11 protein-coding genes and 1 pseudogene are annotated in these 12,078 nt (G+C 68.0%); 7 read left to right on the forward strand and 5 right to left on the reverse strand.

Annotated elements, in window-relative coordinates; genetic code table 11:
* Window positions 1-452 (reverse strand): annotated as a pseudogene (locus WBL05_RS08280) (flap endonuclease); the annotation flags it as partial.
* A gap of 17 nt (window positions 453-469) precedes the next feature.
* Between WBL05_RS08280 and WBL05_RS08285 the strand changes: the two are divergent.
* Both WBL05_RS08285 and WBL05_RS08290 read left to right on the forward strand, forming a co-directional pair.
* A complete protein-coding gene (locus WBL05_RS08285; RefSeq protein ID WP_424225139.1) occupies window positions 470-907 on the forward strand; it encodes an Lrp/AsnC family transcriptional regulator in 438 nt (145 codons plus the stop codon).
* Between the two features lie 9 nt (window positions 908-916).
* Complete coding sequence (locus WBL05_RS08290) at window positions 917-1,711, forward strand: polyprenol monophosphomannose synthase (protein ID WP_424225141.1); 795 nt, start codon at window positions 917-919, stop codon at window positions 1,709-1,711.
* A 2-nt stretch (window positions 1,712-1,713) separates the two neighbouring features.
* On the opposite strand, the gene WBL05_RS08295 is transcribed toward WBL05_RS08290, so the two are convergent.
* Complete coding sequence (locus tag WBL05_RS08295; RefSeq protein WP_424225143.1) at window positions 1,714-2,052, reverse strand: RNA polymerase-binding protein RbpA; 339 nt, start codon at window positions 2,050-2,052, stop codon at window positions 1,714-1,716.
* 88 nt (window positions 2,053-2,140) lie between these two features.
* Window positions 2,141-2,935 (reverse strand): glycerophosphodiester phosphodiesterase, encoded by a 795-nt coding sequence (locus WBL05_RS08300; RefSeq protein ID WP_424225145.1) that lies wholly within the window; start codon window positions 2,933-2,935, stop codon window positions 2,141-2,143.
* Window positions 2,936-3,010: 75 nt separating this feature from the next.
* On the opposite strand from WBL05_RS08300, the gene pdxY reads away from it, so the two are divergent.
* Window positions 3,011-3,865 (forward strand): pyridoxal kinase PdxY, encoded by an 855-nt coding sequence (gene pdxY, locus WBL05_RS08305; RefSeq protein ID WP_424225147.1) that lies wholly within the window; start codon window positions 3,011-3,013, stop codon window positions 3,863-3,865.
* Window positions 3,866-3,907: 42 nt separating this feature from the next.
* On the opposite strand, the gene WBL05_RS08310 is transcribed toward pdxY, so the two are convergent.
* Window positions 3,908-5,437 carry a helix-turn-helix domain-containing protein gene (locus WBL05_RS08310; protein WP_424225148.1) on the reverse strand — a complete coding sequence of 510 codons (1,530 nt, stop codon included), beginning with the start codon at window positions 5,435-5,437 and terminating at the stop codon, window positions 3,908-3,910.
* An 84-nt stretch (window positions 5,438-5,521) separates the two neighbouring features.
* Here WBL05_RS08310 and lpdA point away from each other — a divergent pair, with 84 nt between their 5' ends.
* The 4 genes from lpdA (at window position 5,522) to WBL05_RS08330 (ending at window position 10,966) form a co-directional block, all read left to right on the forward strand.
* On the forward strand, window positions 5,522-6,922 hold the full coding sequence (lpdA, locus tag WBL05_RS08315) for a dihydrolipoyl dehydrogenase (RefSeq protein WP_424225149.1): 1,401 nt from the start codon (window positions 5,522-5,524) through the stop codon (window positions 6,920-6,922).
* Window positions 6,923-7,176: 254 nt separating this feature from the next.
* The gene (locus WBL05_RS08320; RefSeq protein WP_424225151.1) at window positions 7,177-8,262 is read left to right on the forward strand and encodes a hypothetical protein; all 1,086 of its coding nucleotides are present in this window, start codon (window positions 7,177-7,179) and stop codon (window positions 8,260-8,262) included.
* 10 nt (window positions 8,263-8,272) lie between these two features.
* Window positions 8,273-9,142: a universal stress protein gene (locus tag WBL05_RS08325; protein ID WP_424225152.1), complete on the forward strand. Its 870-nt coding sequence runs from the start codon at window positions 8,273-8,275 to the stop codon at window positions 9,140-9,142.
* A 33-nt stretch (window positions 9,143-9,175) separates the two neighbouring features.
* A complete protein-coding gene (locus WBL05_RS08330) occupies window positions 9,176-10,966 on the forward strand; it encodes a pyruvate kinase (RefSeq protein ID WP_424225154.1) in 1,791 nt (596 codons plus the stop codon).
* Here the strand turns inward: WBL05_RS08330 and WBL05_RS08335 are convergent.
* Window positions 10,934-12,067 carry an AI-2E family transporter gene (locus WBL05_RS08335; protein ID WP_424225156.1) on the reverse strand — a complete coding sequence of 378 codons (1,134 nt, stop codon included), beginning with the start codon at window positions 12,065-12,067 and terminating at the stop codon, window positions 10,934-10,936. The genes WBL05_RS08330 and WBL05_RS08335 overlap by 33 nt on opposite strands.
* Window positions 12,068-12,078: the final 11 nt, after the last annotated feature.

Genomic DNA, 12,078 nt, shown 5'->3' on the forward strand with positions numbered 1-12,078 from the left:
GCCAGCCGGCGGGCGAGCGTGCCGATCACGTCGTCGGCTTCGAAGCCCGGCGCGCCCGCGACGCACAGCCCGGCGGCGGTCAGGCAGTCGACGATCCACGGCACCTGGCGGGCCAGGTCGTCCTCGACGATCTCGAGGTTCGCCTCGGTACCTTCGGTGACCGCTTCGGCCGCCGCGCCGGCCAGCACCTCCGGGGTGGCCAGCCGGTGGGTCTTGTAGCTGGGCACCAGTTCGACCCGCCAGGCGGGCCGCCAGTCGTCGTCCCAGGCGCAGACCAGGGCCGCGGGGGAGTAGATCTGGACCAACCTCGCCAGCATGTCGAGCAGACCATGCACTGCGTTGACCGGGTGTCCGGCCTCGTCGGTCAGGCTCGCCGACACACCGTAGTACGCCCGGAAGTACAGCGATGCGGTATCCACTATCAGCGTCGGTGAGTCGGCCACGCTCCTCATGGTGCCACGATGATCGTATGGAGCCCACCGACCAACAGATCCTCGCCCTGCTGTCGCGGGACGGCCGAATGTCCTTCACCGAGCTCGGACGACAAGTGGGCCTGTCGACCTCTGCCACCCAGCAGCGGGTACGCCGCCTGGAGCAGCGCGGCATCATCACCGGATACCGGGCCGACATCGACCCCGCCGAGGTGGGACGGGCACTGAGCGCGTTCATCCAGATCAAGCCGCTGGCCTCCGGGTTCGACCGGGATGCCAGCCAGTACCTGGCCACCCTGCCGCAGATCACGTCCTGCTACTCGGTGGCGGGCGACGCGTCCTACCTGTGCCTGGCACAGGTGGGTTCGGCCGAGGAACTGGACGAACTGCTCGCCCGGATCCGCCGGGAGCTGTCGGTGAACACCGTCACCACGATCGTGCTGCGCACCGCGTTCAAGCACCGCCCGCTGGTCTAGACTCCCAGCATGGCTGAACGCATGGAGTTGCTGGACAGGGTCCTGGTCATCACCCCCACCTACAATGAGGCCGAGAACCTGGCTGCAATCATCCGCCGCCTGCGGGCAGCCGAACCCAGCGCGCACCTACTCGTCGTGGACGACAACTCACCCGACGGCACCGGCGCCATCGCCGATCGGATGGCCGCCGAGGATCCAGCCATCCACGTCATGCACCGGGCGGGCAAGCAGGGCCTGGCCGCCGCCTACCTGGCCGGCTTCGAGTGGGGCCTGGAACGCGACTACGACGTGCTGGTCGAGATGGACGCCGACGGCTCCCACCAGCCCGAGCTGCTGCCGTCCCTGCTGGCGGCGATGCGCGACCAGCAGGCCGACATGGTCAAGGGGTCGCGCTGGATGCGCGGCGGATCGACCAACCAGAGCAGGTCACGCGAACTGCTCAGCCGGCTGGCCAACATCTACGTCCAGGTGGCCATGGATATCCCGGTGCGCGACGCCACCGGCGGGTTCAACGCGTTCCGGGCGTCCATCCTGCGCCAGATCGACCTGTCCGGCGTCGCCTCAAAGGGCTACACCTTCCAGGTCGACATGACCCGACGCGTCCTGGATGCCGGCGGCAAGGTCGTCGAGGTGCCGATCTCCTTCCCCGACCGCGAAGTCGGCCAGTCCAAGATGAGTGGCGCCATAATCGGAGAAGCGCTTCTGCGCACCACCGAGTGGGGCGCGCAGAAGCGCTGGTCACAGCTCAAGGGCGTGGGAGCGAAGATCTCCGAGGAGTTCGAGAGCTTCAACTCCCGTACCTGATATCAGTAGCGGGGCGTGCGGCGCACTTCCTCCAGCCGTTCGGCGAGGAGTTCTTCAAGTTCTGCTATCGAGCGACGTTCCAGCAGCATGTCCCAGTGGGTGCGCGGCGGTTTGACGTCCTTCTCCTCGGCCCTGGTGCCGTCGCTGCGTACCGCAGGCGATCCGCAGCGGGGACACTCCCACTCGGTGGGCAGTTCCGCCTCCACCGAGAAGGCCATCTCGAAGTGGTGTCCACGTTCGCAGTCGAAGCCGAGGGTTTGACGAGCGGCGAACTCGATGCCTTCCTCGTCCTCGAAACTCTTGGCGCCCAGACCCATGCCCCTAAGTGCACGATCAGCCATTTCGGCCTCCCTTCGTCTGAACAACTCTCCTTGAATCAACACCAGAGGACCACAGATTGTTCCTCCGAGGAGCTGAAACCGGCGCTTCTCAACCGTTCCACAGACCGCGCTCGATCGCCACACTGCGCAGTTCGGCGATTCGGTCGGTGATCAATCCGTCCACTCCGAGGTCGATCAGCTCGTGCATCTGCTGGGGGTCGTTGATCGTCCAGACGTGGACCCGGACGTCCTGTGCGCGGGCGGCCGCGACCAACCGCGGGGTGAGGACGCGCACCTCGCGTCCGGCGATCGGGTGGGTGACCGGTACCTGCAGCACCTGCCCGGGCAGCGGCAGTCGCCGGGTCAGCAACGGCGGCCCGTAGGCTGCCCAGGCCACCGCCGGGGTGGACCGTCCGGTTGCAACCCGGTCGCCCATCAGGCGACGGAACCGGGCCAGCCGGAGGGCGCTGAACGAGCTCACGCAGACCCGGTCCTCGGCGCGGTGCGCCCGCAGAGTGTCGACCAGCAGCTGTACGGCACCAGCGGCCTTGATGTCGATGTTGATGCGGGTGTCGGGGAAGGTCTCCAACACCTCGTCTAGCGCCGGGATCTGGTCGCGGCCGCCGATCCGGGCCTCACGGATCGCCGCGTACGGCAGTTCCGCCACCACGCCGGTGGCCGGGGTGACCCGGTCGAGGACGCGGTCGTGGAAGGCGATCAGGTGGCCGTCGCTGGTGGCGTGCACATCGGTTTCGAGATAGCGGTAGCCTGCCGCCACTGCCCGTCCGAATGCGTAGATGCTGTTCTCACGGGTGGCGTCGTCCGGGGTCAGGTAGCCGCCGCGGTGGGCCATGCAGGTGAATCGCTGGTCCAAGTATGAATAGCTGCTGGCGCCCCGGTTCACGCCGGTCAGTCTAGGGGCCGACCAGGCATGGGCGGGTGGCCGGTGCCGGTGACGGCAGGCGTCTACACTGTGCCGGTGGCTCAAATCCTCTCGATTCAGTCCCACGTCTCGTTCGGGTTCGCCGGGAACTCGGTAGCCGCGTTCACGCTGCGCCGGGCCGGTCTGGATGTCTGGCCGGTGAACACCGTCGAGTTCTCCAACAACACCAGCTACGGCGACTGGCGTGGCCCGGTGCTCGAGCCTGAACAGGTCGGCGAGGTCGTGCATGGGGTGGACGACCGTGGCGTGCTGGCCCAGGTGGACGCCGTCCTGTCCGGTTACCAGGGGGCCCCGCAGATGGGCCGCACCATCCTGGCCGCGGTGGAACTGACCCGATCGCGCAACCCGCGGGCCATTTACTGCTGCGACCCGGTAATGGGCGACGTCGACCGGGGCTTTTACGCTGCCCCCGGGATTCCGGAGTTCATGCGTGACCGGGTGGTCGGCCAGGCCACCATCATGACGCCGAACCTGTTCGAGCTGGAGTACCTGACCGGGCGCACCACCGCCAGCATCGCCGACGTGCTGGACGCCGCCGCCCTGCTGCGCAGCCGCGGCCCACGCACCGTACTGATCACCTCGGTGGTCGGGCGGGACGCCGACGACGACGTCATCCGGATGGTGGCTCAGGACGACGCCGAGACCTGGCAGGTGACCACCCCGATCATCGACCGCAAGTTCACCGGCTCGGGCGACCTGACCTCGGCGGTCTTCCTGGCCGCTCTGCTGCGCGGCCAGAGCCTGGGGGAGGCGCTGTCGCTCACGGCCTCGTCGGTCTTCTCGGTGCTGCAGCGCACCCATGAGCTCGGCCGCCGGGAGTTGGCACTGGTGCAGGCGCAGGAGGACATCGTCGCCCCCAGCCACCGGTTCGAGGCGTTCCGGATGCAGTGAGCGACCTGACGGGCCGACTTCGGTGGCGGCCCGTCAGCGGTCTCACTCGTTGAAGGTGGAGATCCTGGCGCCGAGCTTGTTCAGCCTGGCGGGCAGGTCCTCGTAACCGCGGTTGATCACGTAGACGTCACGCAGGATCGAGTTGCCACGCGCGGCCAGCATGGCGAGCAGGATGCAGACCGCCGGCCGCAGCGCCGGGGGAGAGATCATCTCGCGGGCCCGCCACTTGGTCGGCCCGGTGACGTTCAACCGGTGCGGGTCGAGCAGCTGCACGTTGCCGCCCAGCTTGCTGAGCTCGAGCAGGTGGATCGCCCGATTCTCGTACACCCAGTCGTGAATCAGTGTCTGGCCCTCGGCGCAGGCAGCGATCACGGCGAAGAACGGCAGGTTGTCGATGTTCAGCCCGGGGAACGGCATGGGGTGGATCTTGTCCTGCCGGGCATGCAGTTGCGAGGGCTTCACCGTCAGGTCGACCAGCCGGGTGAACCCGTTGCCCGAGCGGTACTCCGGGCCGACCTCGAACTGCAGGTCCATCTCGTGCAGCAGTGCCAACTCGATCTCCAGGAACTCGATCGGGGCGCGGGTGATGGTCAACTCCGAGTTGGTCACCACCGCGGCCGTCACCAGGCTCATCGCCTCGATCGGGTCCTCCGAGATGGTGTAGGTGACGTCACCGTGCAGTTCTTCGCGCCCATGGATCCGCAGCGTGGTGGTGCCGATGCCCTCGATCTCGACCCCGAGCATGGTCAGGAAGACACACAGGTCCTGGACCATGTAGTTGGGGGACGCGTTGCGCAGCGTGGTGACCCCCGGGGTCAGCGCTGCCGCCATCAGGGCGTTCTCGGTGACCGTGTCACCGCGCTCGGTGAGCACGATATGGCGCTCCTGGGCGTCGTTCGGCGTGGTCTTCGCTCGGTAGAACCCTTCGGTGGCCAGCACCTCCAGGCCGAATGAGCGCAACACCTGCAGGTGCGGCTCGATCGTCCTCGCCCCCAACTGGCAACCGCCGGCGTAGGGCAGCTTGAACTGGTCCACCATGTGCATCAACGGCCCGAGGAACATGATGATGCTTCGGGTGCGGCGGGCGGCGTTGACGTCCATCCGGTGGAGGTCGAGTACGTCGGGGCGAACCAGGGTGAGGTCGGTCTCGTCGGCCGACCAGGTCACCTCGACGCCGATGCTCTCCAGCACCTCGACCAGGCGGTTCACCTCCTCGATGTGCGCGATCCCGCGCAGCACGGTGCGTCCCTTGTTCAGCAGGCTCGCGCACAGCAGCGCAACGGCGGCGTTCTTGGACGAACGGGTCTCGATTGTCCCGGACAGCGTTGTCTCACCGCGGATGCTGAGGTTCATCGAGCTGCGGCCACCGGGGACGATGAGCGGCGACTCCAGGGCGTTCGCGATCCGATTGATCATCTCGAGCGACAGGTTCTGGTTGCCCGACTCGATACGATGGACCGCGCTCTGGCTGGTGCTCAACAGGGACGCCAGTTCGTTCTGGGTCAGGCCCCGCTGCTTGCGCGCATCCCTGACCAGGCGGCCGATACTCGCTGGTGTAGTGGTCTGAGTCACCCCGCGACCCTAACTCACATGTGAGTTAGGCCGCAACTCGAATGCAACGTGTCTCGCAAGTGAATTGTCAATAGACTGCCGGGCATGAGCGCACATTTCGACGTTGTTGTACTTGGCGCCGGCCCTGGCGGGTATGTCGCCGCCATCCGCGCCTCTCAGCTCGGCCTCAAGACCGCCGTCATCGAGAAGCAGTGGTGGGGAGGGGTCTGCCTGAACGTGGGCTGTATTCCCACGAAGTCACTGCTGCGCAACGCCGAGTTGGCCAACATCGTGCTGCGCGAGGCCGACAAGTTCGGCATCTCCGGTGACATCAAGGTCGACTACGGCAAGGCCTTCAGCCGCAGCCGCGCGGTCTCCGACCGGATGGTCAAGGGCGTGCACTACCTGATGAAGAAGAACAAGATCACCGAGATCGACGGGTGGGGCAGCTTCGTCGACGCGAAGACCATCGAGGTCGCCGCTGACGACGGCTCCACCGAGAAGGTCACCTATGACAACTGCATCATCGGGGTGGGCGCGACCGTCAAACTGCTGCCCGGCACCCAGACCTCTGCCAACGTGATGACCTATGAGGAGCTGATCCTGGCCGAGCAGCTGCCGAAGTCGATCATCATCGGCGGCTCCGGTGCGATCGGCACCGAGTTCGGATACGTGCTCAACGCCTACGGCGTCGACGTCACGATCGTCGAGTTCCTCGATCGCATGGTGCCGACTGAGGACGCCGAGGTCAGCGCCGAGCTGCTGAAGGCTTACAGGAAGCTCGGCATCAAGGTTCTCACCAGCACCGCGGTCAAGACGGTCGAGGACACCGGGTCCGGGGTCAGGGTGACCGTCGAATCGGCCAAGGGCGGCGACCAGCAGGTGCTGGAGGCAGACAAGATGCTGCAGGCGATGGGCTTCGCGCCGCGCCTGGAGGGTTACGGGCTCGACAAGACCGGCGTTGAACTCACCGACCGTGGCGCCATCGCCATCGACGACTACTGCCGCACCAATGTGCCCGGCATCTACGCGATCGGCGACGTCACCGCCAAGCTCATGCTGGCCCACACCGCCGAGGCCCAGGGCGTGGTTGCCGCCGAGACCATCGCCGGCGCCGAGACCATGCCGGTCAACTACGCGATGATTCCCCGCGCCACCTACTGCCAGCCGCAGATCGGCACCTTCGGGCTGTCCGAGCAGCAGGCCAGGGACGCCGGCTACGACGTGAAGGTCGCCAAGTTCCCGTTCTCCGCCAACGGCAAGGCCCAGGGCCTGGGCGAGGGGATCGGCTTCGTCAAGCTGGTCGCCGAGGCGCAGTACAACGAGATCCTCGGGTTGTCAATGATCGGCCCCGACGTCACCGAACTGCTGCCCGAACTGCAACTGGCCCAGCAGTGGGACCTCACCGCCGACGAGGTGGCCCGGGTCGTGCACGCGCACCCGACACTGTCCGAGGCGCTCAAGGAAGTCGTCGAGGGCATCGCCGGGCACATGATCAACCTGTGACCCGTGCAACGCAAGCCCCGGCTGCGGCCGGGGCTTCGTTGTCCCGGGACCCTCCCGCAACGGCGAGGTACCAAATAGGCTTGACCGATATCCGACCCACGAGGAGGACCCGCGATGGCCACTGGGCAATCCGTCACCGGTACCCGTGGCAAGCGTGATCCTCACCGGGTGGAAGTCGCGCCACCCCTGCGTCCACGTTGCGCAGCGATACCGAGTGCGAAGAAGTTTCCCGACCCAGAAAGGATGCCACTGCAATGACCGAACAGCTCGACTACACCGACCAGGTGAGCCTCGACGACTTGCGTCAACTGGCCAAGCAGGAGGGACCGGTTTGGGTGACCATCTCGATGCCCACCCACCGCACCGGCCCCGAAACGCGACAGGATCCGATCCGGTTCCGCAACCTGGTGTCGAACGTGGTCGGTCAGCTCGCTGAACAGCAGGTCGATGAACCCACCTGCCAGGCGATCAAGGCACGGCTGGACGAGCTGTCCGGCGACGTGGAGTTCTGGCGCCACCAGACCGGTGGCCTGGTGGTGCTGACCTCCGGAGGCGAGCCGGTCCGCTACCGGTTGCCGGGCGAGGTGCCCGAACGTGCCGTGGTGTCGCAGTACCCGGCACTGTCGGTGCTGGTCCCGTTCGTGGTGGAGGACACCAGGTTCCGGGTACTCACCCTGGGCGCCGACAGCGTCCGGCTGCTGGAGGGCAGCCTCAACTCCCTCGGCGAGGTCGACCTCGGCCCGATCCCGCCCGACTACGACACCGTCTTCGGGCACGTGGAGAACCAGAAGCACCTGCAGCATGCCGCCTCGCGCGACGGTTCGCTGTACCACGGCCACTCCAGCGACGACGAGTCGGGCAGCAACGCCACCACCCGCTACCTGCGTGCGGTGGCGGCCGGCCTGGACGAGCGGTTGCGCGGCGAGCCGGCCGCGCCGCTGTTGCTGGCCGGCGCCACGGCGGTCACCAAGGAGTTCCGCCAGATCAGCTCCAACCCGGCGATCGTCGACCAGACGCTGAGCGGCAGCCACGTCAAGACGCCGCCGCACGAGCTGCACGAGCTGGCCTGGCCGATCGTGCGCGACACCAACCGGCTGGCGGTCGACGTTGCAACCGAACGGATCAACCAGGCCTGGGCGAAGGACCAGGCCCTGCTGGACACCGCCGAGATCCTGCGGGCCGCCGGTGAGGGACGTGTCGACTCGCTCTTCCTGACCGAGGACGCCGCGAACGATGAGCCGCGGCTGGAGCAGGCCGTCAGGCTGACCGTGCAGATGGGCGGCGAGGTCCACACCATCGACGCCACTGACTATCAGGCAGCCGCGCTGCTGCGCTACTGAAGGACGACCGATGCTCAACCCGACCGACCTGGTGATCTGTGGTTTCGACGACTCCGGCCAGGCGCGGATGGCCGCGTTCTGGGCGGCCGACTGGTGCGACCGGCTTGGTTGTCAGTTGCGATTGATGGCAGTGACCGGCACCGTCGGCACCGCCAGCCGGGATACCGGGCGCGGTCGGCTGACACCTGCCGAGCAGCAGGGCCCCCGCACTGCCGAAGCGCTTGCGGCGTTGCGTGCCGAGTTGGCGCGGGACCATCCGGAACTGTCCATCGACTCGGCGGTGTTGCGTGGCCTGCCGGCCGACCAGCTGCTCGAGGCGTCCCGCGCCGGTGCGGTGGTCGTCATCGGCACCCGTGGTCTGGGCCCGGCGTTGTCGGGCCTGCTGGGCGGTGTCGCCGAGGAGGTGCTGAGCAACGCGTCGGGTCCGGTCGTCGTGGTCCCCAGCACCCTGACACAGCCGACCGAACACGTGGTGACCCTGGGAATCGACCCGGAGGGACCCAGCCTCGCGGCGCTACGGTTCGCCCTGGACATCGCCGAACGTCTCCGGGTGGGACTGCGGGTGGTGGCAGCGGTGGAGGCCGGGGAGTCGGCCGAGCGCGCCGGCCTCCAGCTGGACGACGTGGTGGCCTCGGTGATCGACGCCCACGCCGACCTGCCGATCGACCAGCAGGTGATCCGGGGACGACCCCACGAGGTGCTGGCACGAGCGGCCGCCGGCACCGAGTTGCTGGTGGTCGGCAGCCGAGGCCGGGGCGGCCTGGCCGGCCGGCTGCTCGGCTCCACGAGTCGAAAGGTGGTCCGCGAGGCCCGGGTCGCCACGGCGGTGGTGCGGCGGCCGCGGAAGGTCAGCGAACCCCCCGGGACGGCGGCGACCTGACAAGCACCGACTCGCCGTCCCTGGAGGGAAGCCTTGAACCACGCGACGCTGGGTGAGCTGCGCACCCGACTTGATGACCTGCGCGACGAGGTCGACGACTTCGGCCAGGACCAGGCTCTGCTGGCCCGGGTGCATCCGCAGAACCACGACAGCGCCGCCAACTTGCTGCACTACCTGGCCTTGCGCTCCAACGACCTGCGCCCGCTGCAGAGCGAGCTGTCGCGGTGGGGGCTGTCGTCGTTGGGACGCTGTGAGGCACACGTCCTGCCCACCATCGACCTGGTGAGGGCCGCCGCCGGTGCCATGCTGGGCGCCGATCCGATCGACGTCCAGTCGATCCAGCAAATCCACGACGACTTCGAGACCCGTCTGGAGAAGAACAGCGAGGAGCTGTTCGGCACCCGCCGCTCGGGCCGGGCCACCCGGGTGATGGTGACGTTGCCCACCGAGGCTGCCGAGGACCCGGACTTCATCGAGGCCTGCGCGACCCGGGGAAGCGCACTGTTCCGGATCAACACCGCCCACGACGACGAGCAGATCTGGTCCGGCATGATCGACCGGATCCGTGCGCTCCCGGCCGAGCACTCGGCGCGGGTCTTCGTCGATCTGGCCGGTCCCAAGCTGCGCACCGGCCCGATCGCCGATGGTCCCGAGGTACGCCGGCTCCGACCCGGCCGTGACCCGCTGGGCCGGCCGGTCACCCCGGTCGTGGTCCGGCTCAGCATGGCCGCCGACGAGCAGGCGGACGGGCTGCCGGTGACGGATGCCGGCTGGCTGCAGCGCCGCCGGCTGGGTGATGAGATCCGGTTCTCCGACGCCCGCGACTCATCGCGGCGGATGTCGGTGGTCGGCGTCGACCAGACGGGGGTGAGCTGCGAACTGCTGGACACCTCTTACCTGGTCACCGGCACCGAGCTGGTGGCCGACGCACCCGACGGTGGCACCGACGTGGTCGAGATTGGGCGGCTGCCGGCCATCGAGCAGCGGATCCGGCTGAACCGGGGCGACGACCTGATCGTCACCACCGACCTGTCGCCGGCCGATCCGCTGGCCGAGCCGGCCCGGATCGGCTGCTCGCTGCCCGAGGTGCTGGCCAGCGTCCAGGTCGGCGACCGGATCTACTTCGACGACGGCAAGTTCGGCGGCCGGGTGGTCAGGAAGCGGCGGGAGGAGCTGCACGTCCAGATCAACGAGATCGACGACTCCGGGGCATGGTTGCGCGCGGAGAAGGGCATCAACCTGCCCGACTCCGACCTGGAGCTGCCCGGCCTGACCGACGACGACCGGGCGGTGCTGCCGTTCATCGTGGAGCATGCCGACGGCGTGGAGATGTCGTTCGTGAACACCGCCGCCGACGTGGCGGCGTTGCGCGCCGAACTGGCCGCCCTGTCGGCGCCCGACTTCCCGTTCGTGATCAAGGTCGAGACCGCCCGGGCGTTCTCGAACCTGCCCGAGATCCTGATGGAGGCGCTCCGCTCGCCGCGGGTCGGGGTGATGATCGCCCGCGGTGACCTGGCGGTCGAGGCCGGTTTCGCCCGGATGGGGGAGCTGCAGGAGGAGATCATGTGGCTCTGCGAGGCCGCGCACGTCCCGGTCATCTGGGCCACCCAGGTGCTGGAGAACCTGGCCAAGTCGGGACGTCCGTCCCGGGCCGAGGTCACCGACGCCGCACAGTCGGTGCGTTCGGAGGGTGTGATGCTGAACAAGGGCCCGTTCATCCTGGACGCGGTCAGCTTCCTGGACCACCTGCTCACCCGGATGTCGGACCACCTGGACAAGAAGAGCCCGCTGCTACGTCGCCTGCGCCTCGGTAGCGGCAACTGAACCACCCGAGCGCGACCCGGGCTGTTCCTCGTCCGGGCCGTCATCGTCCTCGTCTGGGTCGGACGGGAAGAAGATCGCCTTGATCGTCGACATCACCGGCACCGCGAGCAGCGCACCGGCAAGGCCGAAGACGTAGGTGGCGCAGGCCACCCCGACCAGCACCGCCCACGGGTGCACCTGCACCGCGCCGCCCAACAGGAGCGGACCGACCACGTCCGACTCGAGCTGCTGAACCACCAGCACGATGACCAGCATGATGACCGCCTTGCCCAGGCCACCGAAGGCGAGCCCGATCAGCACCGCGACGGCGCCCGACAGCAGGGCACCGACGATCGGGATGAAGGCGGCGAAGAAGACCAGCACGCCGATAGGCAGCGCGAACGGCAGGCCGAGGAAGTAGGCACCCAGGCCGATGCCCACGGCGTCCACCGCGGCCACCACCAACTGGCTGCGCGAGAACGCCTTCAGCGATGTCCAGACCCGGTCGGCGGCTGCCCGCACCTCGTCTCGGCGCTGGCGAGGGGCCCGGTCGATAAGCCAGCCGGCGATCCCGGCGCCGCCGCCGAGGAAGAACAGCGTGCTGAGCAGCATGATGACGGCACCGGCGCCGACACTCACCACCGAGCCGCCGAGCTGAACCGCACCGCTGGCCAGCACGTCGCTGTTCGATTCCACCCAGCTGATCAGACTGTCCACGGTGTTGCTCAGCCAGTTCGAGCTGAGTTGCAGGGGACCTTCGCGCAGCCACTCCTCGAGCCGTTCAAGGCCGGCGAGCACACCGCCTTCCAGGTCGGTGATGCCGTTGATCATCACCCGGGCAGTGAGGTAGATGATGCCGGCGGCGACAGCGAGGAAGCCCAGCAGCACCACGCCGGCGTGGACATGAGCGTTGATCGGGATGCGTTCGGAGAGCCACTTGACCAGCGGTGAGAGCAGTGCGGTGACCAGCACGGCCAGCAGCACCGGGATCAGCACGTTCGCGATCCGGGCACTGACCACCAGCACCAGCCAGACGACGGCGGCGAAGACCAGCAGGCGGACCCCGGCGGTGCCGGCCGGGCCGAGCCCGGGGATCAGTCGGGTGGTGTCCCGGTCACGCACTGTGTGCCTCC

Origin of the sequence: Brooklawnia sp., from assembly GCF_049651565.1 — a bacterium.
Lineage (GTDB): Bacteria > Actinomycetota > Actinomycetes > Propionibacteriales > Propionibacteriaceae > Brooklawnia.

What these genes read in the sequence shown, in the direction of transcription:
- WBL05_RS08295 (WP_424225143.1), bottom strand. Translation starts at nt 2,052, where the DNA reads ATGGCTGATCGTGCACTTAGGGGCATGGGTCTGGGCGCCAAGAGTTTC.
- WBL05_RS08325 (WP_424225152.1), top strand. Translation starts at nt 8,273, where the DNA reads ATGCTCAACCCGACCGACCTGGTGATCTGTGGTTTCGACGACTCCGGC.
- WBL05_RS08320 (WP_424225151.1), top strand. Translation starts at nt 7,177, where the DNA reads ATGACCGAACAGCTCGACTACACCGACCAGGTGAGCCTCGACGACTTG.
- WBL05_RS08285 (WP_424225139.1), top strand. Translation starts at nt 470, where the DNA reads ATGGAGCCCACCGACCAACAGATCCTCGCCCTGCTGTCGCGGGACGGC.
- lpdA (WP_424225149.1), top strand. Translation starts at nt 5,522, where the DNA reads ATGAGCGCACATTTCGACGTTGTTGTACTTGGCGCCGGCCCTGGCGGG.
- WBL05_RS08290 (WP_424225141.1), top strand. Translation starts at nt 917, where the DNA reads ATGGCTGAACGCATGGAGTTGCTGGACAGGGTCCTGGTCATCACCCCC.